The sequence below is a fragment of the Brevundimonas pishanensis genome (assembly GCF_022750635.1).
In the GTDB taxonomy this organism is placed as follows: Bacteria; Pseudomonadota; Alphaproteobacteria; order Caulobacterales; family Caulobacteraceae; genus Brevundimonas; species Brevundimonas pishanensis.
This window is the reverse complement of the sequence record NZ_JAJKBG010000005.1, coordinates 1-22,837: the sequence shown is the minus strand read 5'-3', so window position 1 is coordinate 22,837 and position 22,837 is coordinate 1. Positions and strand designations below refer to the sequence as shown.

The following is a 22,837-nucleotide window of genomic DNA, read 5'->3' as shown; positions in this document are numbered from 1 at the left end:
TACGACTCCTCTACTTACCTTGTTTGAATTATCGCTATTAAATCTAGTGTAAAGATATTCAAACGGAACAATAAGAGCTTTAGATGGACCACGAGATCGCGGAATTCGTTGACTGGGAGACGCTATGCTCCTGGAACGAGCCAACCCACATGATGAAGGAATGGGGCGGCATCGTTGATCCTGTCAGGCCAATGGAACAACCGCTTCTTTTGCGTGAAGAAGATCGCAACAAAGTTCACGACGAAGACTTCTATTTTCTCGCCAAATTCCAGAATGCCAAACAGTTCGTGGATATTGGTGCCAACTGCGGGCAGTCGATTAACTCGTATCGACTGCTGAATGATCACACGCCGATCATTTCTTTTGAGCCCAATCCTGTGTGCTACCGGATTTTGACGGCCTATACGGCCAATCTGCCCAAGGTGCGCACCTATCCATTCGGGCTGTCGGACGCCAACGCCTTCCTGGATTTGTACACGCCGGTCGTGGACAGGCTGCTGATCACGCCGTTGGCAACGACGCAGCGGGATCTCTACCGTACCGGTTGGGGTGCCGATTGGTTTGCCAACAACCGCCACGGTCGCGACATCGCCATCTTCAAAGAGCGCTTGGCCTTCTTCCAAGGCGATTCCGTCGATCTTCGCCCGGACATCATCAAGATCGATGTAGAGGGTGCCGAACTACTGACGCTCAATGGTCTATTGAAGACTATTTTGACCAATCGCCCTGTTATTCTGGCCGAGAATACTCACACTCCGGAATATATCGATTTCTTCCAGATGCTGAACTACAGCCCATGGCAATGGACGGGCAACGCCCTGCACCAGTTCGACCCGAATAACATCGAACGTTGGGGCAAGAAGCCGGACAACACCATCTACATCCATAATCCCGATGTAGAGCGCCACGCCCGCGAAAACGATTTCGAGTTGCGCTACCTGTAAGCGCGCCTTCGAAGCGTATCCTTTACGGAAGCAAAAACGGCCACCGCGAGAAGCGATGGCCGTTTTTTCATCGGTTCGATCAAAAGCGCCTAGATGCGCTTGAGCTCTCGTAAACGCGCGATCAGGTGCTCGGGGGCCGAATAGGCTTCCTGCAACTCGCTATACCAATAGGTCAGCGCATCCACAGTGATCGGCTCGCCCGTCACGGCACAGCGCACATGGTCGCCCGACTTCACGACATCGAAGTCACCCGGTCGAAAGACCAGCTTGGCTTCGACACGATTGCGTTCGCCGCTCACGCGGCACAGGCCTCGAAGCCAGCCTTAAGCTCGGCTTCGTTCAGGTCGCGACCGATAAAGACTGCGCGGCTCCATCGACGCTCGTTCTCGCCCCACGGCTCCTGCAGGTCACCTTCGAGGATCATGTGCACGGCCTGGAAGACCAGACGGCGGCCTTCACCGGCGACATCGATGATGCCCTTGGCGCGCAGGATGTTCTGGCCCTGCTCGCCCAGTAGCTTATCCAGCCATGCCGTGAACTTTGCGCCGTTCAGCGGGCGGTCCAGCGAGAAGGAATAGCCCTTAATGTCGTCATGGTGGTTGTGGCCGCGGGCATGATGATCGTGGTCGCAGTGCTCGCCATGTCCGCAGTTCTCGTCGTGGACATGGTCATGATCGTGATGGTGATCATGGTCATGATGGCCACAGCGCTCGTCGTGGACGTGGCCGTCCTCGCCGTGCGGCGGATTGGCGAAGCTGGGGTTGGCTTCCAGAATACGGTTCAGGTCAAAGGCGTTCAGGCCCAGCACCTTGTCCAGCGGCACGTTCGAACGCTCGGCGCGGATGATCGGAGCCAGAGGGTTCAGACCGCGCAGGCGCTTCTCGACGGCGACCAGTTCGGCTTCCGACACCAGATCAACCTTGTTCAGGATGATGCGGTCGGCAAAGGCCACCTGCTCGCGGGCTTCTTTGGAGTCATCCAGACGCGCCATGACGTGTTTGGCGTCCACCAGCGTGGTCACGCTGTCCAGCTGGGTCTTGGCCTTGACCTCGTCATCGACGAAGAAGGTCTGGGCCACCGGCCCCGGGTCAGCAAGGCCGGTCGTTTCGACTATGATGGCGTCGAACGCAGGCTTGCCCGGACGCTGGCGCTTCATCAGTCCGTTGACCACGCGGATCAGGTCCCCGCGCACCGTGCAGCAGACGCAGCCGTTGTTCATTTCGAACACGTCTTCATCGGCACCGACCACCAGGTCGTTGTCGATACCGATCTCGCCGAACTCGTTGACGATGACGGCGTAACGCTTGCCGTGATCCTCGGTGAGGATGCGGTTCAGCAGGGTGGTTTTGCCGGCACCGAGGTAGCCGGTCAGGACGGTGACAGGGGTCTTCTGGGTCATGACCGCTAGATGGCGCGTCACAGCCCCGTTGGAAAGACCCCTCTCGACCTTTTAGCAATGGTTGCAGTCGTCCAGCGCCGTCCGCTCAAGCTGAAGCGTGGTGTGGCCGATACCGAAACGGCCCTTCGCCAACTTTTGCGCCTCGGCCAACAGGGCATCGGCGTCGGCCCGCTCATGCACAATGTGTGCGGTCAGCGCGGCATCGGTCGTCGACAGACCCCAGACGTGCAGATCGTGAATGGCGCTCACCCCTTCCAGCGCCAGCAACTGCTGGCGGATATCTGAAGGATCCAGACGTCGGGGGGCAGCATCCAGCGCGAGGTTGACCGAGTCCTTCAGCAGTCCCCACGTCGAGACCATGATCACAGCCACGATCAGCAGGCTGACGATGGCATCGACGATCGACCAGCCGGTGAACATGATAATGACGCCCGCCAGCACGACGCCCAGCGACACACCCGCATCGGCCATCATGTGCAGGTAAGCCCCTTTGACGTTCAGGTCCTTGTGCTGGTCCTTCATGAAAAGCAGGGCCGTACCCAGGTTGATCACAAAGCCGATGGCCGCCACCACAATAATGACCCCGCTTTGCAAAGGCGCGGGCTGGGTCATGCGGTGGATGGCTTCAAAGGTGATTGCACCGCAGGCAAAGATCAGCAGCAGCGCATTACCCAGCGCTGCCAGCACGGTCGCCTTGCCATATCCATAGGTACGCCGCGGCCCCGCAGCCCTGCGGGCCAGCAAAGCAGCGCCGCCCGCCATGGCCAGACCCAGCACGTCCGAAAGATTGTGCCCCGCATCGGCCATCAGCGCCGATGAACCGGCCCACCATCCTGCGCCAAACTCGACCATGACGAACAACAGATTGACGGCCAGACCCACACCATAGCGCCAGTCGCCCGTATCGGTCGGACCATGATGATGCCCACCTATGTCGTGGTGGTGATGGCCGTGGCTGTGGTCGTGACCGGAGTGGTCGGAAGGGGCATGCTCGTGAGCGTGCGCTGAATGATCGTGTGCCATGCTTTCCACTTGGAACCGTCAATACGCCACGTCAAGCCATCCAGATAACATAACTATCTGAATGTAAATGTATAACTTATCAGCTCAGGCCGGATGGAAGGCCATTACAAACCCGAGCACAATCAGAGACGCGCCCAGCACTACACCTTCATATCGGGCCCAGCGCTCCAGCCTCAGCACGGAATAGCCTGCCATCGCCAGAGAGGTGAGCACCAGCATTCCTGCCATGGTGCCAAGGGCAAATCCGGCCGTCAGAGCTAGAAATACCCCTACTCCGTGGGTCGCTGTCGTAAGATATAAAGGCAGCAGCACTTCGCCGGGAGATGCCGCCATCAGCGCCATCAATCCCCAGAAGGCCGCACGATCGGAAACCTTGGGCTCGTCATGCTCACAGCCCTTGCAGTCCGGCACCGTCGTGCGGTGCCAATAGCGGGCCAGATAGAAGGCACCAAAAAGGAAAAGTAGCGCCGCCGACAGGTGCGGCAGCACACCATGCAGCCAACGGTCGAGCGCCACGCCCGCAACCGCGACCAGTGCTCCGATCATCGCCGTCGTAAGAACGTGGGCCAGAGCGGCCAATACAGCGACAGCCGCCACACGGCGCAGGCTCCAGCTTTGCGCGCGGCCCACCAAAACGAAGGGCAGCCAGTGCGTGGGCAAGGCAGCATGCAGACTGGCCGCGACGAAACCGCCGCCGACAAGCGACATAATAACGGGCTGGGCGAAATCGGCAGTGCTCATCCCCCCCCTCTTAATCTGTTATGTTGTAACAGTCGACAGCACTCGCGCGCTATTTTCACGTGACGCATCGCGCGGGGCCACAGCCCCTCTATATAAGACCAATGGTCTAGGCACCCCGGCCCCAGCGCCACTTCCCCTTGCAGAAAGGGTGCAATCAGGCCACATCCTGCGTCTGCAAAGGGGAATTCCGGCCTTTAACGCCCGTTACGGCGTTGACTCTTTCGCTACCTTCCGTATATGTCGCCGCTCTTCGCCCGCGGGTTTGCCCGGCGGGCGCATTCATTTTTGCGTTCACGCTGAGGCTTCATATGTACGCGGTGATCAAGACCGGCGGAAAGCAGTACCGGGTCCAACCGGGCGACGTTGTTGTTGTCGAGAAACTCGATGGCGATGCTGGCGCTGCTATTTCCTTTAACGAAGTCCTCATGCTGGGCGGCGACAAGGGCGTTACTGTAGGCGCTCCTGTTGTCGAAGGCGCCACGGTGGCTGCAACCCTGATCGAAACCCGTAAGGGTGAGAAGGTAAAGATCTTCAAGAAGATCCGCCGTCAGGGTTACCGTCGTACCAACGGCCATCGTCAGATGGAATCCGTTCTGCAAATCACCGGCATCGAAGGTGCTGGCGAGACTGCGAAATGGGATGGTACGGTCAACCTGATCACCAAGGCTGAAATCAATGCTCGCGCTCGTGGCCTGGCCCCGCGCGTCGAAGCTGCCCCGGCTGAGGAAGCTCCTAAGGCTAAGAAGGCTTCGGCTAAAAAAGCCGACGCCTAATAGGCCGAGTTTCGTCGGGTCCTAATCCTTAGGGCCCAAATAGAACAAGCGACCGCCGGCGTTAGCTGGATTGTTCGCCAGTAATGACAGGTAGGCTCCATCAGGTTTTCGAACCGGAGCCCACCTCAATAGAGGAGCAGCAAGATGGCTCACAAAAAATCCGGCGGTTCGTCGCGTAACGGCCGCGACTCAGAGTCGAAACGCCTTGGCGTGAAGAAGTATGGCGGCGAGCAAGTGCTGGCCGGCAACATCATCGTGCGTCAGCGCGGCACCAAATTCCACCCGGGCACCAACGTTGGCCTGGGTCGCGACCACACCCTGTTCGCCACCGCGAACGGTTCGGTGCAGTTCACCACCAAAGCTGGTGGCCGTTGTTACGTGTCCATCGTGGCTGCCAATGACGCAGCCGTGGCGATGGCCGCCGAGTAACGCGCTCTGCACTTGTTTCAGATCGCGTTGCCCAAAAAGCAGCCGATCTGGACCTAGGGAAAATATTCCGCGGGGAGTCTGGATCACCAGGCTCCCCGTTTGCGTTTCCCCGCCTCTAAGCCGTCAGAGCCCTTCAAGGAGACGGCAGAAAGAACGAGGCAGTACTCATGTGCGTGATTGAAACTTCCCCCGTCATCGAGACGAGGCGGCTCACGCTCCGCGCTCCGCGTCCGCAGGATGCATCGCGCATCGCCCGCTTGGCGAATGACATCGACATCGCGCGCATGACGCTGCGGATGCCGCACCCCTTTACGCAGGGCCACGCCGAAGACTTCGTGCTTCAGGTCGCCAGCCAGAACCCTGCCCGCGCCAATACCTTCGTCATCGAGCACGAGGACCACGGTCCGGTGGGCGTCATCGGTATGTTCGAAGACCGAGACCCAATGCCCGAAACCGGATACTGGATCGGTCGGGAGTACTGGGGCCGCGGCTATGCCACCGAAGCGCTGGAAGGCGCTCTGGTCTGGGCGTCGCGCAAGTGGAAGCGCCGCGCGCTGGTAGCCGGTCACTTCGCCGACAATCCCGCTTCGGGCCGCGTTCTGGAGAAGGCAGGCTTTCTGTACACGGGCGAAACCCGTCGCGGATTCAGCAGTGCGCGAGGTGGCCTGACGGACACCCGCCGCATGGTCTGGCTTGCCTGATAGGTGGCTGAAAAGGCGGGACTTTCACCTATCGACGTGTTTTTTCACGAAAGTGCAAAAAGACTGTTGACCCCCGAGAAGGCTCCCCCTATACCCCACTCATCGGCGGGGCGGAAACGCTCCCTCCGGCCCAGATGGCGGAATTGGTAGACGCGCTGGCTTCAGGTGCCAGTGGCTTAACGGCCGTGGAGGTTCGAGTCCTCTTCTGGGCACCATTTTATCAAATGGCGCTGCATCACAAGATGCGGCGCCATTTGTCTATGGACCCTACACTTCTCCAAAGAACAACCTAGCGGTGGAGTGTGGTTCGTCTATGTTTGGCCCCTGTTGACCGCCGCCTCGACACAGGGTGGCTTGCGAACGAGTGACGCTCCATGACTGTTTATCTGCACGAAGGCGACCTGCCTGACGATCTGGACCTCGGTGCTGTTGTCGCCGTCGATTCGGAGACGATGGGCCTGCGCTTCCGCCGCGATGAACTGTGTGTGGTCCAGTTGTCGTCGGGTGACGGCAACGCCCACGTCGTGCGCATGCACCGACCGGGCTACGACTGTCCGAACCTGAAAAAGCTGCTGTCCAATCCGGATGTGTTGAAAATCTTCCACTTCGGCCGTTTCGACATCGGCATGTTCGAGTTGCACCTCGGCGTGGAAACCCGCCCGGTTTACTGCACCAAGATCGCCTCCAAGCTGGCCCGCACCTATACGGACCGCCACGGCCTGAAGGACGTTGTGCGCGAACTGGCTGGTGTTGATCTGTCCAAGGCCCAGCAATCGTCGGACTGGGGTGCTGCCACCCTGACGCAGGCGCAACTGGATTACGCGGCATCGGACGTTCTGCACCTGCACGTGGTGATGAACCGCCTTAACGAAATGCTGGCCCGCGAAGGGCGCACAGAGCTGGCGCAGGCCTGCTTCGACTTCCTGCCGATTCGCTCGCGTCTGGATTTGGCGGGCTGGGACGAGATCGACATCTTCGCCCACGCCTGATCCTGCTGTAAGAGACACCTATGAGCGAACCCGAGGTCACAGAGGCGCAACAGGAAGCGTTGAAGAGCGCTGACGAAGCCCGTGTGGCCAAGGCCGCCGCACAGTTTCGTAAACGCTCCCAGCGCGTTCAGCGCCTTCGCCGCGTCCTGCCTATCATCATCCTGTTGATCGCAGGCAGCGCCGTGACATGGGTGGTGTTCCGGTCCGTCATGTCCGGCGTAGAGCGCCGTGCCAACGAGAGCCGCGAACTGCGCCTCGACAACCCGATGTTCCACGGTCAGGACGCGCAGGGCCGCAGCTTCCGCATTGGTGCCGAAGGGGCGATTCGCTCTGCCGAGACCAATCAGTACAGGCTTGTTAAGCCGCTGCTGGAGTTGAACCTTGGTGGCCAGAAGATCACCAAGCTGACCGCTGACGGCGGTACCTATAACGAAGGCGAACGCAAGGTCATCATCGGCCCCAACGTCAGCATCAGCGACGGCGGTTCGGGCTTTGTCCTGAAAACCGACGAGGCTGTCATTGATACCAGCACAGGGATCGTGACGGGCAACAAGGGCGTTCACGGAACAGGCCCCCTTGGAACCATCAATGCATCGGCCTATGCCATCCACGATCAAGGCCGTAGAGTTGAGTTCAAAGGCCAGGGCGACCAAAAGATCAGCGGAACCATCAACCCCTCCGGTTCGAGCAGGTAAGATATGAAGAAGACCAGCATCCTCATCGCCAGCGCAGCGGTCATCGCACTGGGCCTGCCCGCCACGGTCGCCTTCAGCGCCCAGGACGCCACGCGTCAGCCCGTCCAGTACGGCGCTGACTCCGGTGAATACACGCCTGACGGTTTCGCACTGCGCGGTCGCGCCGAAGTCACCCAAGGCACCAACCGTATTCGCGCCGACGCTATTCGCGGTTTCACCACCAATGGTCAGCTGACCCGCGTGGAAGCCAGCGGTAACGTCTATTTCGTAACGCCTGACCAGAGCATGCGCGGGAACAATGCCGTTTATAATCTGAATGACGGCTCGGTTGTCGTGACCGGCGACGTCATCCTCACCCAAGGCCAGAACGTCCTGTCGGGCGGTCGCCTCGTCTATAACGTCCGCACCGAGACCGCCCGCATTGAAAGCGCTGGCAACCGCGTGCGCGGCGTCTTCTACCCGTCGAACTAAGGACACCTGCCCCTTGGCGCGTAAGGAACTGTCGGCCCTCAATCTTGCCCCCGAGCCGGGTGTAACTGCTGCTGGCGAAGTGGCGGCCGATACTGCACGTCACGGGCTCCGGGTCGAGCATCTGGCCCGCAGCTTCGGCCCGCGTCAGGTCGTGCGTGACGTCTCGCTGACGGTTCAGCGCGGCGAGGTTTTCGGCCTGCTGGGGCCAAACGGCGCGGGCAAGACCACCTGCTTCTATATGATTACCGGCCTGATCCCTGCCGACAGCGGCAAGATCTGGCTCGATAACGAAGACATCACCAGCCAGCCGATGTACCAGCGATCGCGCATGGGTCTGGGCTATCTGGCGCAGGAAGCGTCGATCTTCCGCGGCATGACGGTCGAACAGAACGTCGCCGCCGTGGTTGAACTGCGCCACTCCTCCGCCCGCGAGGTGAAGGAAGAGACCAACCGCCTTCTGGAAGAACTGCGCATCGACCACCTGCGCAATGCCCCGGCCACCGGCCTGTCTGGCGGCGAGCGTCGCCGCGTCGAGATTGCACGCGCTCTGGCCGGCAAGCCCAGCTTCATGCTGCTGGACGAGCCCTTTGCCGGTATCGATCCGCTGGCCATCGCCGACATCCGCTCGGTCATCCGTTATCTGTCGGGCCAAGGCATCGGCGTACTGATCACCGACCACAATGTCCGCGAAACGCTGGATATCATTGACCGCGTGGCCATCATGACCTCGGGCGCTGTGCTGTTCGAAGGCACCGCACAAGAAGCCGTCGAGAGCGAAGAGGTTCGCCGCGCTTACCTGGGCGAGATGTACGGCTAAGCGCAATACAGCTTTAAGCCGCATCGCCCGCACGGGACTCACCATACGTTAACGGCTGTCCGCCACAGTCACGCTTGAAGCAAGTTTCGGGCCACACCCGACTTGCGCAGTGTTGGCATCCATTCGGGGGAATGTGCGCGTGATCGGGCAAAGGCTTGAGGTCAGACAGGGGCAGGGGTTAGTCATAACCCCCCAGCTCCAGCAGGCCATCAAACTGCTGCAGCTATCCAATCTCGAGCTTGAGGCCTATGTCGAGGCCGAGCTGGAGCGCAATCCCTTGCTGTCGCGCGACGAGGCCGAAGCGCCAGACCAGCCTGCCGACACAACGTCCGCCAGCGAAACCGAGTTGACCTTCAGCGAGGGCACGCCCTCCCCTGATGGTGCCCTCGATGCCCCTTCGGACGCGCTCTATGACGCTGCTCCGGGTGAACGCAACGAGGTCCAGACCGACGCGCAGCCAGGCCTCAGCGACTGGTCCCGCGCCGGCAATGGCGGCGGTTTCGACCACGACGACTTCGAGCGCCCCGACGAACACGAACTGACCCTGTCCGAGCACCTGCAGGCGCAGGCCTCGCTCGCGGGGTTTACGCCCAGTGAACACGCCATCGCCCTGACGCTGATCGATAGCGTCGATGAGGCGGGATATCTGCGCGCTAACCTCGGCGAAATCGCCGAGCGCCTGAATGTGCCCATGGAGCGGATGGAACAGGTTCTGTCCCGCTGCCACGGGTTCGAGCCATCAGGCGTCATGGCCCGCTCTGTGCCCGAGTGCCTGAAGCTGCAATTGATCGACTGCAACCGCTTTGATCCGGCTATGGCCGCCTTGCTCGACAATCTGGACCTGTTGGCCCGTCGCGATCTTGCTGCCCTACGCAAGATTTGCGGCGTGGATCAGGAAGACTTGTCGGAAATGATCGCCGAGATCCAAGGCCTCACCCCGCGCCCCGGTGCGGGCTTCGGCAGTGAACCGGCCCAAACCATCATCCCTGACGTCTTCGTTCGCTCCGATCCCGCAGGCGGCTGGAAGGTCGAGCTGAACAGCGACACCCTGCCCCGCCTATTGATGGACAAGCGCTATCACGCCGAGGTCACGGCCAGCGCCCGCAGCGACGTAGACAAGGTCTTTGTCGCCGATTGCGCATCGCAGGCCAGTTGGCTGGTGAAGTCCTTGGACCAGCGCGCCCGCACCATTCTGAAGGTCGCCAGCGAGATCGTGCGCCAACAGGATGCCTTTATGGCATTCGGCGTGGAGTTCTTGCGGCCCCTTACGCTCAAGATGGTCGCCGAAGCCATTGAAATGCATGAATCGACCGTCAGCCGTGTGACATCCAACAAATACGTTTCGACCCCGCGCGGCGTGTTCGAACTGAAATTCTTCTTCACCGCAGCGCTTCAGTCGAGCGACGGCGGAGCCACCCATTCGGCCGAAGCTGTCCGGTATCGGATAAAGGGATTGATCGATGCCGAAGATGTTACAGGCGAGGTCCTGAGCGACGACCGGATCGTCGAAATCCTGCAAGAAGCGGGCATCGATATCGCCCGCCGAACGGTCGCTAAATATCGGGAAGCCTTGAAGATTCCGTCTTCGGTCGAACGCCGCCGCCAGCGCAGGGCAGCCTGACCCCCATTCACGGCAAAGGTTACTGTTTCCCACATTTCAGTGATCGCCGTTGACACCAAGTCGGAAGAGCCGCGTTCTATCGACATGGCTATGCAAGTTCAGGTCACCGGAAAACAAGTGGATGTTGGCGAAGCGCTAGGCTCGCGCATCTCGGAAGAACTTGAAAATGGAGTTGGCAAATATTTCGCCCGCGGCGCCCAGGATGCCGAAGTCGTAGTGTCGAAGGACGGTTTCGGATTCCGCGTTGATTGTTGGGTTCGCCTTGCTTCAGGCCAACCGCTTGTCACGACAGGCTTTGGCGGAGACGCCCACGCGGCCTTCTCCGATAGCCTCGACAAGCTCGAGAAGCGGGTGCGCCGCTATAAGCGCCGTCTCAAGGACCACTATGCGGGTCCCAAGGGTCTGTCTCCCGAGAAAACCGAGGATGCAGCCCGCGAAGTGGCGCAGCTCACGGTCTTTCGGAACCCCGACAAGATCGAGGACGAGAACGAGTTCGGCGATGTCGCCAACGCCAATGAGCCACCGCCTCTCGGCATGGTCATTGCCGAAACCGAATCCGAGATCCGCACCCTGACGGTGGGCCGCGCAGTGGCCGAGCTGGATATGACTGGCTACCCCGTGGTGATGTTCCGCAACGCCGCCCACGGTGGCTTGGCGGTCGTCTATCGGCGCCCTGACGGCAATGTGGGCTGGATCGATCCAGAGCGAACTGCACGCAAGGCGTAATTCCCCCTTCTAGGGAAAATTACGCGACGTCTTTTGTAATGTGGGCAAAACCTCTAAAAGGCAGCGCCCTGTTCTCTATGGGCCGTTGATCGGAACTGAGATGGATATCGCAGATTTGCTGCCGCCTGACGGCGTAGTCTTGCGCGGGGCGGTGTCTTCCAAGCGCCAGGCGTTGGGGGCTGTCGCCGATGTGGCAGCCAATGCGTTCGGCCTGGACGCATCCAAGGTTCTTGAAGCCTTGCTGGAACGCGAAGCTCTGGGTTCGACCGGGCTTGGCTACGGCGTCGCTGTGCCTCACGCCCGCGTCGAGGGCCTCGAGCGCGTATGCGGGGCCTTTGTGCGCCTTGAGGCACCAGTGGCCTATGAGTCACTGGACGACCGTCCGGTCGACTTGCTGTTTGCACTGTTTGCTCCGCCGTCGGCGGGTGCAGAGCACCTGCGGGCTCTGGCGGTTGTCTCGCGTGCCATGCGCTCGCCAGAACTGCGTGAACGCCTGCGTCAGGCGCAAACCGTGGATGGCGTGCAGGCCCTGTTCGTGCAAACGGGCAGCGCCGCGGCGGCGTAAACCCGCAGCCGATACTTTGAATATCAAACGGGGCCCTCGCGGGCCCCGTTCTGCTTTTGCGATTAGTGGACCGAAACCGGTGCCATATCGTGGGCCTGCGCGGCAGCAAATGCTGTCTCGCGGTCCAGCATGACCGCCAGTCGCTCTCCGTCAGCGCCGTGCAGGGCGTAAAGCACCTGATCCGGAGCCAGTTCGACGTCGATGTCCTCGATATCGTTGATGACATCCTTGGCCAGAATCTCGCGCACATAGACGAGATCGGGCGCACCCAGTGCGGTGAAGTCTTGGTTGGTCATCACAGGCATCATCTCGAACGCCTCCTTAAAGCTAAGGCTTGACGGATACGCGAGCCGGATGCCCGCGTACCCCGTCCCTGTGGAACGAATCCGATCACTCCGTGGAAATCGGTATCTTGCGTGTGGCTTTCTGTTGATCAGGTTGGAACAGGTCCACATGCAGCAGGCCGTGCTGCAGGCGCGAACCCTTCACTTCAAGCCCGTCAGCCAGGACAAACGTGCGGACGAAACCGCGCGAGGCGATTCCGCGATGCAAGAAGGTGCCTTCCGGCCGCGCCGCCACTTCGCGCTTGCCCGTCAGGGTCAGTTGGCGTCCTTCGACGGTCACGCTCAGCTCGTCGGGCGTAAATCCGGCAACAGCCAGAGTGATACGGACCATGTCGTCGATCTGTTCGACATTATAGGGCGGATAGGCGTCGGTCGCGGCGCGCTGGGCGCGGTCGATCAGGGCGCGGGTCTGGTCAAACCCCAACAGGAAGGGGGCATCCATCAAGGACGTGGGTCGGCTCATATATCTACTCCTTAGGCCCTGATAACAGCGACCTCGAAAGCGCATCGTGCTACACAGCCCCGACGCGCCAGTTCTCTATAGGTGGGAACGACGTTCGCCTTTTCAATAAGTCACAAATTCCTATGCATTCTGGTTAAGCCGTTCATTCGGCGTACAGGCCGCAACCCTCATTAACCGAAGCCGTTATTCAGACGTTTCGCCGTCAAAAATTCGAGAAGGGATTCTCATATGAACACCAAGATTGCCGTTATCGGCGCCAGCCTCGCAGCCCTGCTGGGTGCATCGGCCTGCACCACCATGGACCCGTACAGCTCGGCCCCGCGCCGTAACAACACCGGCACGGGCGCTATCGCAGGCGCACTGGGCGGCGCTGTTCTGGGTTATCTGACCAACACCCACAACGGTGAACAAGGCCGTAAGAATGCCCTGATCGGTGCCGGTATCGGCGCACTGGCCGGCGCAGGCGTTGGCCAGTACATGGACCGTCAGCAACGCGCTCTGGAAGCCGAACTCTCGGGCACCGGCGTGGGCGTGGCCCGTCAGGGTGACAACCTCGTTCTGCGTATGCCGTCGGACGTGACCTTTGCGACCAACCAGTCGAACATCGACTCGCGCTTCCTGCCGGTCCTGAACGACGTTGCCCGTGTTCTGGCCGAGTATGACCGCTCAGTTGTCGACATCGTCGGCCACACCGATTCGTCGGGCGGCGACGCCATCAACCAGCCGTTGTCGGAGCGTCGCGCCCTGTCGGTCGCCGATTACCTGATCAACAACGGTGTGCTGCGTGAGCGCCTCTACGTGGCTGGCAACAGCTCGCGTAACCCGATCGCGTCGAACGAGACGGTCGAAGGCAAGGCGCAGAACCGCCGCGTCGAGATCGTCATCCGCCCGTTTACCGGCTGATCGACACCCTTATGAAGAAAGGGCGGCTCTCGCGAGCCGCCCTTTTTTTGTGCCTCAGTCCTGCGTTGGTCGCCCGATCGAATGATAGGCAAAGCCACGAACCTTTAGTTCGGGAGCCGAATATACGTTGCGGAGGTCAACCATTATGGGTTGGCTCATCAGCAGTTTCACGCGGTCCAGGTCCAGCGCCCTGAACTGGTTCCACTCGGTCAGGATCAGCACGACATCCGCACCGGTGATGGCCTCATAGGGCCCCGAGCAATACTGGATATCCGGCAGGAGTTTGGCGGCCTCGTCCATGCCTTCAGGATCGAAGGCTTTGACGATCGCACCCGCCTTTTGAAGCTCCGGCACAATGTCCAGAGACGGCGCATCGCGCATATCGTCAGTGTTCGGCTTAAAGGTCAGACCCAGTACGCCGATGGTTTTACCAGCGACATTGCCGCCTAGTGCATCGGCCACGCGCGACGCCATGGCGCGTTTGCGGGCGTCATTGACCTGCACGGTCGTTTCGATCAGTCGAACGGGCGATCCGGCGTCGGTCGCGGTGCGCACAAGCGCCAGCGTATCCTTGGGGAAGCACGACCCCCCATACCCCGGCCCGGCGTGAAGGAATTTCGGACCGATCCGGTTGTCGAGGCCAATCCCGCGCGCGACTTGTTGGACGTCGGCACCAAGGGTTTCGCACAGGTCAGCCATCTCGTTGATGAAGGTGATCTTCATCGCGAGGAAGGCGTTCGCCGCATATTTGATCAGTTCCGATGTCCGGCGTCCTGTGAACAGGATCGGCGTGTCGTTCAGGTTCAGCGGGCGGTAGAGCTCGGCCATCACCAGACGCGCGCGTTCGCTGTCGGTACCGACTACGACGCGATCCGGGCGTTTGAAGTCGTCGATCGCCGCGCCTTCGCGCAGAAACTCGGGGTTTGAGACCACCGCAAAATCCGCATCCGGACGGCGAGCCTTGATGATTCGCTCAATCTCGTCGCCTGTTCCGACCGGAACAGTCGATTTGGTGACGATGACGGTAAAGCCTTCAATCAGGCCCGCGATTTCTTCTGCTGCCGCATACACATAGGACAGGTCCGCGTGACCGTCTCCGCGTCGCGAGGGCGTTCCCACCGCGATGAACACAGCATCAGCCTGACGGATGGCTTCTGCGCCATCCACCGCGAACTTTAGCCGCCCGTCCCGGACATTGCTGGCGACCAGATCATCGAGACCTGGCTCGAAGATCGGAATGACATTCTGGCGTAGGCGCTCGATCTTGCCTTCGTCCTTGTCGACGCAGGTCACGACGTGACCGAAGTCTGCGAAGCAAGCACCCGATACGAGGCCAACGTAGCCGGTGCCGATCATGGCGACGCGCATAAGCGGTTCCCTTATTCACTGCAGGCACCACTGGCATAGCGGCTGTACCCGACGGACACCAGCGCATCGCACGGTTGTGCGACAAAAAGAAAAAGGACGACTGACCGTTAGGCCAATCGTCCTCAATCTTTCGACACTTCGAACTGTCGGAGAGGAGTTACCTCCTCCCCTACAGATTAGAAGTTGATGTCGATGGTCGCGCGGCGGTTCAGCGGCTCGCGAACGCCATCGGCCGTAGCCTTGGCGAGCGAAGTTTCGCCCTTACCGTCCAGCGAGATCACGCCACCGTTGACGCCTTGAGCCACCAGGGCATCAGCGACGGTGCGCGAACGACGGTTCGACAGACCCAGGTTGTAGGCTGCGTTACCCGAGGTGTCGGTGTGACCAACGACCAGAACGCGAGTCGGAGCGCCCGACTTGGCGTAGTTGGCAGCTTGGGTGACAACCGAGCGAGCTTCTGCGGTCAGGTCCGAACGGTCGAAGTCGAAGTAGACTACAAACTGACGGGCTGCCGGCTTAGCCGGAGGCGGCGGCGGCGGAGGCGGCGGCGGCGGAGGCGGCGGCGGCGGCGGCGGCGGAGGCGGCGGCGGCGGCGGCGGTGCATCTTCAGCGCCGAAGGCGTAACGCAGACCCAGGGTCACGGTGTGCGACTGATCGTAGTCGCCCGACCATTCACCGAATGCCGGGGTAACCGAAGCCGGAACAACCGAGTTCCAGTTCGCGTCGCCGGTCAGGTAACGGTAGGTCAGGTCGATGTTGGCGCGGTCCGAAACGGCCCAAGCCAGACCAGCGATGCCTTGAGCGGCAAACTTGGTCGAGTAATCGTCAGCAGCAAAAGCGCCGCCCGGAGCCTGACGCAGACGACCGACGGTGTCGACGTTCACGCGGTTCACACCAACGCCCAGGCCGAGGAACGGACGCAGGGTCCACTCTTCGGTGCCGAAGTCATAAATGACGTTGGCCATCAGGGTGGTCGAGGTGATGTCGCCTTCCGGCGAGTGGCACGGACCGGTTGCCGGGGTCAGGTTGCACAGACCCTGTGCACCCGAAACGGCACGAACGGTGCCGATGTCGCCCGAGCGGTAACCGCCCTCGATTTCAGCACGCCAGTTCGGGTTGAAGCGGTAGCCGAGGCGAGCAAAAGCTGCCCAGCCATCGTTCACTTCCCAGTTCCAGTTTGCACCGGTGGTGGACGACTCAGCGTTGATGTCGTCGATGATGTGGTAACCAGCGTCGATGGCGCCGTACCAGCCGTTCGGCTCAGCCGAGGCTGCACCAGCCGACAGGGCCAGGGCGGCCGCCGCGCTGGAAGCCAGGATCAAACTCTTGACGCGCATATAAGCGGCCCTCCAAGAATTGTTGATGATGACGGTACAGACGTACCGCTAAACTGCAGATATCAGGCCCAACTGCTTAGGTCGAGGCCGTAAACTCGCCATTTCCCGAAGAGAACGGGGAAACGTGATATCGACGCTACAGATTCTGAATGAAGGTTTAAGGAATTCCCTCGATTCAGCGATCAAGCCGCAGATATCCTAAGCATATCTACATATACCCGCGAAATATGGTTACCCCAAAGACGCGGGATGCCCCATGGATCGCAGGGACTGTGACATCTGCGTGCAGGCCCCGACGATATGGTAAAGCGAGCTCGCCTTTGCGGGTTCATCTCTGAATGTCCCCACGCCGGTGAGTACTTCGCGCCAAACGCCATCATCGGTAAAGTATTGCGTCAGTGCCCGCACAGCCAAACCGGCGTCAGACAGATAAGCTTGTCGTTCTGCGCCCTCGGAAATCTCCGCCAGCAACAATGCTGCCTTGATCCATTCGGTTTGAGGCCACAGTCGCGCTTTTGACTCGATTCGTTCGCCTGCGACGTTGATGCCATCCACGACGACACCTGCGGATGGCCAGTAACCCTGCATACCGAAGCGGTATAGAGCCTTGGCCACATCCACGAGGTGATGCGCGTTGCGACGGCGGGCATAACGCAGCAACAACCACGCCCACTCGAACTGGTGGCCCGGCTCTACCCATTCACCGGCCTCGCCCTCGGCGGGGGTCCAGTCCGGCGCGAAATATTCGCGCAGGCAGCCCTTTTCCGCATCGATAAAGGTCGAGCAGGCCAGCTGCACCAGCTTGTCCGAAGCATCCGCCCAGGCCATGTCGCCGCCCGCCTCTTCCCAGGCGAGGCAGGCCTCGAGCAGGTGCATATGGGCGTTGGACTGATGCGGATGGCCTTCGATTTCCACCAGCGCGCCGTTGGGCTGGATCTCTCGGAACAGCCGCTCGCGGATACCATTCGCAAGATGTAGATAGCGCCCGTGGCCACTCTTGACCCGATGCGCCGCCGCCAGAGCGAACAGTCCGAATGCATGGTCATAGACCGACGCACGCGGCGTCAGGACCTGCAGCGACGGGGACAAAAGACCGTGCAGCATGCCCTCCTCGCTGATGTAGTGCTTCTCAAACGCGGCCAGTCCGCGCTCCATCAGCCACTCCCAAGGCCCGCTCCAGCCCAGGCGACCAGCCTCTGCGAAGGTGAATATCTGGCGGGCCTGAACGCGCACGCGGTGGTTCAGGACGACAGGGTCGGCACCCAGCGTTAGCGCTTCGGCAAAGATACCGTCTTCGCGAATGCCCAGCGATGCCCACACCGGAAGAGCGCGCAGCTTCATCCAGTCCACAAAGCTCTTGCCCTTAGAGACGATATCGACCGGCTCGGGCTTGGCGAAATCCAGATGCTGGGGCGAAACCTGCTTCAGCCGCTCCACAACCGCCTTCACATCCTGCGAGCGGTTGAGATCACACACCAACACGGCATCGGTTTCGACAACAACAGCGAGGTTTGACGCCCCCAGAACGGTGACGATCACGCCCTCGGGCGCACGGGCCACCGTGCCGGGCGAGTCAATCAGGATATGGCGGCCCTGATCGGGCGTGACGCTGCTGGCTACAGCATCCCAAGCACCAAGGTCCGACCATTCGAAATCGACGCGCAGCACCGAAGCCCGGCGGGTCTTTTCCATCACGGCGTAGTCGATGGAGACCTTGGGAGATTCGGCAAAGGATGCGGGCAGCAGCATGGTCGTGCCGCAAAGGCCCTCCATCGCCTTTTCAACCGCCGAACCTACTGCCGGAACATAACGGTTCACTTCCTCGAGGAAGATGTCGGAGCGGGCGATGAAAATGCCTGTGTTCCAGACTAGACCACGCTCGATAAACACCTGCGCGGTTTTGGTGTCCGGCTTTTCGACAAAACGGACCACGTCCGAGAGGCCCTCGCCGGACGGCTCGATATAGCCATAGGCGGAAGAGGGGCTGGTCGGATTGACGCCTAGCGTGACGATCCGGCCTTGGGCCGCGGCCTTGGCGGCCGCCAGCCCTGCCTGACGAAATGCTTCGCGGTCAGGCAGGTAGTGGTCGGACGATACGAAAACATTGACGCCTTCGGGATCCACGCCTCGCGTCCAGACGGCGGCGGCGGTCATCGCAGGCGCGGAGTCGCGACCTTCCGGCTCCAGAATGACCTGAGCCTTCAGCCCGATATCGGCAAGTTGTTCTTCGATGAAAGGCTGATGGACTGCACCGCCGACGATAATCAGGTGGCTATCGTCGTCCATAAGATGGGCGGCACGAAGAGCAGTTTCCTGAAACAGCGAGTGTTCGCCATGCAGGGCGATGAACTGTTTCGGTCGGGTCGGACGAGAGGCAGGCCACAGACGCGTTCCAGCGCCGCCACACATAATGACCGGATGAATCGACACAGTATTCCTTAGGAAATTCAATAGGTGATGATGGGGGCCATCGCCGCAAATCAGCCCTGGACTTCAGTCGTTAGTTGATCCGAAAACAGCATATCTAACGGTGTGCAGCAAGCCTCGGGCACCGCATCGCCCCGTTTTATTCAAAGCTTGACGATTCCCTACGGCCATCGTCGGAATCGCGCTTAAATGAGTGACTTGAAGCCGCTTAGGCGTTATGGCGCGGTCACTATGAACGAAGTCGATCGCCAATCCGAAGAGCGCAGCTGGGAAACCGCAAAAACCCTGGCTGAAGCCCTGCCCTACATCCAGGTCTATGACCGGGAGACTGTGGTCATCAAATATGGTGGCCACGCAATGGGTGAGAGCGCTGTTGCCAAGCAGTTTGCCGCCGATGTTGTGCTGCTGAAACTGATGGGTGTGAATCCCGTGGTTGTCCACGGCGGCGGCCCGCAGATCAGCGCCATGCTGGACAAGGCCGGCGTGAAGTCGAGCTTCATCGACGGCCTGCGCGTGACCGACAAGGACACGATGGCGGTTGCCGAGATGGTGCTGTCGGGTGCGGTCAACAAAGAGATCGCCCACTGGATCACGGTCGCCGGCAAGGAAGCCGACGTTCGCGGCGTGGGCCTGTCGGGCAAGGACGCCGGTCTGCTGACGGTCGAAAAGACCCGTCGCACCAAGCGCGACCCTGACAGCATGATCGAGCACGAGGTCGATCTGGGCTTCGTCGGTGAACCGACCAAGGTTGACCCGAAGCTGATCAAGGGCCTCATCGCCTCGGAAACCGAAGACTGGGTTCCGGTCATTGCCCCGATCGGCGTGGCCGAAGACGGCATGACCTATAACGTCAACGCTGACACGGTCGCTGGCGCGATCGCCGGATCGCTGAACGCCAAGCGCATGCTGCTGCTGACGGACGTTCCGGGCGTGAAGGGTGCAGACGGCGAGATTATCCGCCAGATGAATCTTGAAGGCGCACAAAAGCTGATCGACGACGGTGTTGCCACCGGCGGCATGATCCCGAAGCTGGAAACCGCTATGGCGGCCGTCCGCGCCGGTGTTGAAGCCGTTGTCATTCTGGATGGCCGTCGCCCGCACGCCATGCTGGTCGAGTTGTTCACCGAGAATGGTGCCGGCACGCTGGTGAAAGCCCAGTGAGCGAACGCATGCCGACGGAAGAGGCCCTCAACCTTCCGACCGACATTGCCGCCGACCTCAAAGGTATAAAGTCGTGGGTCTTTGACCTCGACAACACCCTTTATCCCGTCGAGAGCCAGTTCATGGGTCTCGTGGAAAAGCGCATCAACGATTACGTGGTGCGCACTTCGGGTCTTCCTGCCGACGAGGCGCTGGTCATGCAGAAATCCTTCCTGCACGACTACGGCACCTCGCTGGCTGGGCTGATGACCCGCTATCAGATCGACCCGCACCACTTCCTTGCCGAAGTGCATGATGTGCCGCTGGACGTTCTTGAGCCCGATACGGCCCTGCGCATGGGTCTGGAGCGCCTGCAGGGCAAGCGCGTCATCTTCACAAACGGCTCGACCGTTCATGCCCATCGCGTTCTGAAGAAACTGGGCATCGATGATTTGTTCGAGGGTGTGTTTGCCCTTGAAGACGCCGATCTGATCCCCAAGCCGGACCCGCGCACCTTCCAAAAGATGCTGGCGATGTTCGACATCGATCCCGTGAGTGCCTGCTTCTTTGAAGACACGCCGCAAAATCTGGCTCCGGCCAAGGATATCGGCATGAAGACGGTTCTAGTCGGCCCCAAGGCCTTCAGCGCCGAGGGCGACTTTATTGATTATCGCGCGGCCTCCCTGCCGCCCTTCCTGACCACCGCCATTCTTGACGGAGATCCCGAATGACCAACCTCACCAAGCTCGAAAGCGTCATCGAAGCCGCTTGGGAAGCCCGCGCCGACATCAATGCCCAGACCCAGGGCGATGTGCGCGAAGCCGTTGAAAAGGCACTAGCGCTGCTTGATTCCGGTGAGGCGCGCGTCGCCACCCGCGGCGAAGATGGTGTCTGGACGACCCACCAGTGGCTGAAGAAGGCTGTGCTGCTGGGCTTCCGTCTGAATGACAACATCATCATGCGCGCGGGCGACCGCAGCATGAACAGCCTGGCTCCAGCTGTTGGCCCGTTCTTCGATAAGGTCGCCAACAAGTTCGGTGACTGGACCGCCACCGATTACCAGCACGCCGGCTTCCGCTCGGTTCCGGGCGCGATCGTGCGTCACGGCGCACACATCGCCAAGTCGGTCGTGCTGATGCCGTCCTTCGTCAACATCGGCGCTTACGTCGGTGAGGGCACGATGGTCGACACCTGGGCCACCGTCGGCTCGTGCGCCCAGATCGGTAAGAACGTCCACCTTTCGGGCGGTGCCGGTATCGGCGGCGTTCTGGAACCGCTGCAAGCCAACCCGACCATCATCGAGGACGGCTGCTTTATCGGTGCCCGCGCCGAAGTCGCCGAAGGCGTGATCGTTCGCGAAGGTGCCGTTCTGGCCATGGGTGTCTATCTGTCGGCTTCGACCAAGATTGTCGACCGCGCCACGGGCGAGATCTTCCGCGGTGAAGTTCCGGCCTATTCGGTCGTGGTTCCGGGCACCCTGCCCGACCCGAACGGTGGCCCGTCGCTGTACTGCGCTGTCATCGTCAAGCGCGTGGACGCCCAGACCCGCGCCAAAACCGGCGTGAACGAGCTTCTGCGCGACTAAAAAAATACACCCAAGCTTAAAACGTTACATATGGCAAAGGTCAGCAAGCAATTGCTGACCTTTGATTGTATTGGCCGCCTTGTAAACAACCTTAAAGGCAAGGCCAATGAGTTCCGTTGTCAATGATAACGCGGTTAGGCAAGCAGCACCCAAACATAACCGCGGTATTTATACAGCAACTCATAAGCGGATATTGCTCTCGTGTGGTGCGTTTCCTCTGCTCTTACTGCCGCTGGCAGCTTGCGGTGGTGGAGGCGGCGGCAACACCCTGCCCGATGGCCCGCCGGAGCCCGTGCTGACTGCCCCTCCGCCTCCAGCAACAACTCCACCGCCGCCCCCGCCGCCTCCGGCCGTAAGCGTCGAAATCCCCGAAGCATCCTCGTGGGAATACACCCGCAGTTGGCTGAACCACGACACCAACGTCTATTCGGCATGGCAGTCCGGCACCACGGGTGAAGGCGTCACAGTTGCCGTCATCGATTCCGGCATCGACCTCGATCACCCCGACCTATCGGTCAACATTTCCCCGCTTTCGACCGACATCAATACCGAGCGCAACAATCCCGAGGGGACCTCGATGCACGGCACGCGCGTGGCCAGCATCATTGCAGCCCCCTTCAACGGGACGGGCACCGTCGGCATCGCCTTTAACGCGGAGATTCTTTCCGTTCGCACCGACACGGTCGACAACAACAACATGTTCAATAACGCCGATCTGGCAAGGGGCATCGCCTACGCCGTGGATAACGGCGCGAAGATCATCAACCTGTCGCTGGGTGGCGAAAGCAAGTTGAATGCGGCGTTCGAGGCGGCTCTCGAATACGGCATCGAACGCGGCGCAGTTTTCACAATGGCCGCCGGGAACAAGAGCAGCACCAATCCCCAATGGCCTGCGCGATATGCAACCGACCCCCGCTTTTCCGGCTCGATCATCATCGTGGGCGCTCACTCCGAAGACGGCACCATGGCCGACTTCTCCAACAAGGCCGGCGTCGGGATGGACAGCTATATCTCCGCGCCCGGCGACGATGTGGTCACCGACTGCCGCGAAGGTTCGTGCTGGAGCGTTGATGGCACCTCGTTCGCCTCCCCCGCCGTAGCCGGGGCTATGGCTCTTTTGAACGAGGCCTTCCCCAATCTGACGGGCCGCGAGATTGTCGAAATTCTGCTTCGCACAGCGGCGGATGCGGGTGACACCGGCACCGATATCGTCTGGGGCCGGGGCAAGCTGGATATTGCCGCAGCCTTCCGTCCCGTTGGCGCTACCTCCACGCCTTCGGCCACCAGTGCGACGCCCGTGGGACTGGGCACACCGCCCGGCGCCTATGTCGGCGGCCCGTTCGGCGATGCCCTTGGCCGCACCACCGGTCTGGCGA

Annotated in this window: 25 protein-coding genes and 1 tRNA gene; 17 read left to right on the top strand and 9 right to left on the bottom strand. The window is 60.8% G+C overall.

Going from position 1 to position 22,837, the window contains the following annotated elements:
- Positions 1–83 precede the first annotated feature (83 nt).
- On the top strand, positions 84–944 hold the full coding sequence (locus tag LOX95_RS10410; RefSeq protein WP_242914423.1) for an FkbM family methyltransferase: 861 nt from the start codon (positions 84–86) through the stop codon (positions 942–944).
- A gap of 89 nt (positions 945–1,033) precedes the next feature.
- On the opposite strand, the gene LOX95_RS10405 is transcribed toward LOX95_RS10410, so the two are convergent.
- From LOX95_RS10405 to LOX95_RS10390, 4 genes are all read right to left on the bottom strand, one after another.
- Positions 1,034–1,243: a DUF2093 domain-containing protein gene (locus tag LOX95_RS10405; protein WP_242914422.1), complete on the bottom strand. Its 210-nt coding sequence runs from the start codon at positions 1,241–1,243 to the stop codon at positions 1,034–1,036.
- Positions 1,240–2,343 carry a CobW family GTP-binding protein gene (locus tag LOX95_RS10400; protein WP_242914421.1) on the bottom strand — a complete coding sequence of 368 codons (1,104 nt, stop codon included), beginning with the start codon at positions 2,341–2,343 and terminating at the stop codon, positions 1,240–1,242. Before LOX95_RS10400 ends, LOX95_RS10405 begins: the two co-directional genes overlap by 4 nt.
- 51 nt (positions 2,344–2,394) lie before the next feature.
- Positions 2,395–3,366 (bottom strand): cation diffusion facilitator family transporter, encoded by a 972-nt coding sequence (locus LOX95_RS10395; RefSeq protein ID WP_242914420.1) that lies wholly within the window; start codon positions 3,364–3,366, stop codon positions 2,395–2,397.
- 84 nt (positions 3,367–3,450) lie between these two features.
- Entirely contained in the window at positions 3,451–4,107 is a 657-nt protein-coding gene (locus LOX95_RS10390) for a hypothetical protein (RefSeq protein WP_242914419.1), read from the bottom strand.
- 308 nt (positions 4,108–4,415) lie between these two features.
- Here LOX95_RS10390 and rplU point away from each other — a divergent pair, with 308 nt between their 5' ends.
- The 11 genes from rplU (at position 4,416) to LOX95_RS10335 (ending at position 11,894) form a co-directional block, all read left to right on the top strand.
- Positions 4,416–4,880: a 50S ribosomal protein L21 gene (gene rplU / locus LOX95_RS10385; RefSeq protein WP_242914418.1), complete on the top strand. Its 465-nt coding sequence runs from the start codon at positions 4,416–4,418 to the stop codon at positions 4,878–4,880.
- A 144-nt stretch (positions 4,881–5,024) separates the two neighbouring features.
- Positions 5,025–5,309, top strand: coding sequence for a 50S ribosomal protein L27 (rpmA, locus tag LOX95_RS10380; protein WP_242914417.1), 285 nt, complete (start codon positions 5,025–5,027; stop codon positions 5,307–5,309).
- 167 nt (positions 5,310–5,476) lie between these two features.
- The gene (locus LOX95_RS10375; protein WP_242914416.1) at positions 5,477–6,010 is read left to right on the top strand and encodes a GNAT family N-acetyltransferase; all 534 of its coding nucleotides are present in this window, start codon (positions 5,477–5,479) and stop codon (positions 6,008–6,010) included.
- A gap of 128 nt (positions 6,011–6,138) precedes the next feature.
- Positions 6,139–6,225, top strand: a tRNA-Leu gene (locus LOX95_RS10370).
- A 159-nt stretch (positions 6,226–6,384) separates the two neighbouring features.
- Complete coding sequence (locus LOX95_RS10365) at positions 6,385–6,999, top strand: ribonuclease D (RefSeq protein ID WP_242914415.1); 615 nt, start codon at positions 6,385–6,387, stop codon at positions 6,997–6,999.
- 20 nt (positions 7,000–7,019) lie between these two features.
- Entirely contained in the window at positions 7,020–7,694 is a 675-nt protein-coding gene (gene lptC, locus LOX95_RS10360) for an LPS export ABC transporter periplasmic protein LptC (RefSeq protein ID WP_242914414.1), read from the top strand.
- A 3-nt stretch (positions 7,695–7,697) separates the two neighbouring features.
- On the top strand, positions 7,698–8,165 hold the full coding sequence (locus tag LOX95_RS10355) for an LptA/OstA family protein (RefSeq protein WP_242914413.1): 468 nt from the start codon (positions 7,698–7,700) through the stop codon (positions 8,163–8,165).
- A 13-nt stretch (positions 8,166–8,178) separates the two neighbouring features.
- On the top strand, positions 8,179–8,982 hold the full coding sequence (gene lptB, locus LOX95_RS10350) for an LPS export ABC transporter ATP-binding protein (protein WP_242914412.1): 804 nt from the start codon (positions 8,179–8,181) through the stop codon (positions 8,980–8,982).
- 139 nt (positions 8,983–9,121) lie between these two features.
- Positions 9,122–10,603, top strand: coding sequence for an RNA polymerase factor sigma-54 (gene rpoN, locus LOX95_RS10345; RefSeq protein WP_242914411.1), 1,482 nt, complete (start codon positions 9,122–9,124; stop codon positions 10,601–10,603).
- A 90-nt stretch (positions 10,604–10,693) separates the two neighbouring features.
- The gene (gene hpf / locus LOX95_RS10340; RefSeq protein ID WP_242914841.1) at positions 10,694–11,329 is read left to right on the top strand and encodes a ribosome hibernation-promoting factor, HPF/YfiA family; all 636 of its coding nucleotides are present in this window, start codon (positions 10,694–10,696) and stop codon (positions 11,327–11,329) included.
- A 100-nt stretch (positions 11,330–11,429) separates the two neighbouring features.
- Positions 11,430–11,894 carry a PTS sugar transporter subunit IIA gene (locus LOX95_RS10335; protein WP_242914410.1) on the top strand — a complete coding sequence of 155 codons (465 nt, stop codon included), beginning with the start codon at positions 11,430–11,432 and terminating at the stop codon, positions 11,892–11,894.
- Between the two features lie 62 nt (positions 11,895–11,956).
- On the opposite strand, the gene LOX95_RS10330 is transcribed toward LOX95_RS10335, so the two are convergent.
- On the bottom strand, positions 11,957–12,202 hold the full coding sequence (locus LOX95_RS10330) for a DUF1150 family protein (protein WP_242914409.1): 246 nt from the start codon (positions 12,200–12,202) through the stop codon (positions 11,957–11,959).
- An 82-nt stretch (positions 12,203–12,284) separates the two neighbouring features.
- A complete protein-coding gene (locus tag LOX95_RS10325) occupies positions 12,285–12,701 on the bottom strand; it encodes an Hsp20 family protein (RefSeq protein ID WP_242914408.1) in 417 nt (138 codons plus the stop codon).
- A 228-nt stretch (positions 12,702–12,929) separates the two neighbouring features.
- Between LOX95_RS10325 and LOX95_RS10320 the strand changes: the two genes are divergently transcribed.
- Positions 12,930–13,604, top strand: coding sequence for a YiaD family glycine zipper/OmpA-like lipoprotein (locus LOX95_RS10320; RefSeq protein ID WP_242914407.1), 675 nt, complete (start codon positions 12,930–12,932; stop codon positions 13,602–13,604).
- A 54-nt stretch (positions 13,605–13,658) separates the two neighbouring features.
- Here the strand turns inward: LOX95_RS10320 and LOX95_RS10315 are convergent, their stop codons facing one another.
- The 3 genes from LOX95_RS10315 to LOX95_RS10305 all read right to left on the bottom strand — a co-directional run bounded on the left by LOX95_RS10315 (position 13,659) and on the right by LOX95_RS10305 (position 18,739).
- The gene (locus LOX95_RS10315) at positions 13,659–14,972 is read right to left on the bottom strand and encodes a UDP-glucose dehydrogenase family protein (protein ID WP_242914406.1); all 1,314 of its coding nucleotides are present in this window, start codon (positions 14,970–14,972) and stop codon (positions 13,659–13,661) included.
- 176 nt (positions 14,973–15,148) lie between these two features.
- A complete protein-coding gene (locus LOX95_RS10310; protein WP_242914405.1) occupies positions 15,149–16,309 on the bottom strand; it encodes an OmpA family protein in 1,161 nt (386 codons plus the stop codon).
- A gap of 231 nt (positions 16,310–16,540) precedes the next feature.
- Positions 16,541–18,739 (bottom strand): AGE family epimerase/isomerase, encoded by a 2,199-nt coding sequence (locus LOX95_RS10305; protein WP_242914404.1) that lies wholly within the window; start codon positions 18,737–18,739, stop codon positions 16,541–16,543.
- A 228-nt stretch (positions 18,740–18,967) separates the two neighbouring features.
- On the opposite strand from LOX95_RS10305, the gene argB reads away from it, so the two are divergent.
- The 4 genes from argB to LOX95_RS10285 all read left to right on the top strand — a co-directional run.
- Positions 18,968–19,897, top strand: a complete 930-nt coding sequence (gene argB / locus LOX95_RS10300) for an acetylglutamate kinase (protein WP_242914403.1) — start codon at positions 18,968–18,970, stop codon at positions 19,895–19,897.
- A complete protein-coding gene (locus tag LOX95_RS10295; RefSeq protein WP_345791447.1) occupies positions 19,894–20,607 on the top strand; it encodes a pyrimidine 5'-nucleotidase in 714 nt (237 codons plus the stop codon). The genes argB and LOX95_RS10295 overlap by 4 nt, the downstream gene beginning before the upstream one ends.
- Complete coding sequence (gene dapD, locus LOX95_RS10290) at positions 20,604–21,461, top strand: 2,3,4,5-tetrahydropyridine-2,6-dicarboxylate N-succinyltransferase (protein ID WP_242914402.1); 858 nt, start codon at positions 20,604–20,606, stop codon at positions 21,459–21,461. Before LOX95_RS10295 ends, dapD begins: the two co-directional genes overlap by 4 nt.
- Before the next feature lie 292 nt (positions 21,462–21,753).
- Positions 21,754–22,837 (top strand): S8 family peptidase (locus tag LOX95_RS10285; protein WP_242914401.1); only part of this gene is annotated, 1,084 nt, incomplete at its 3' end.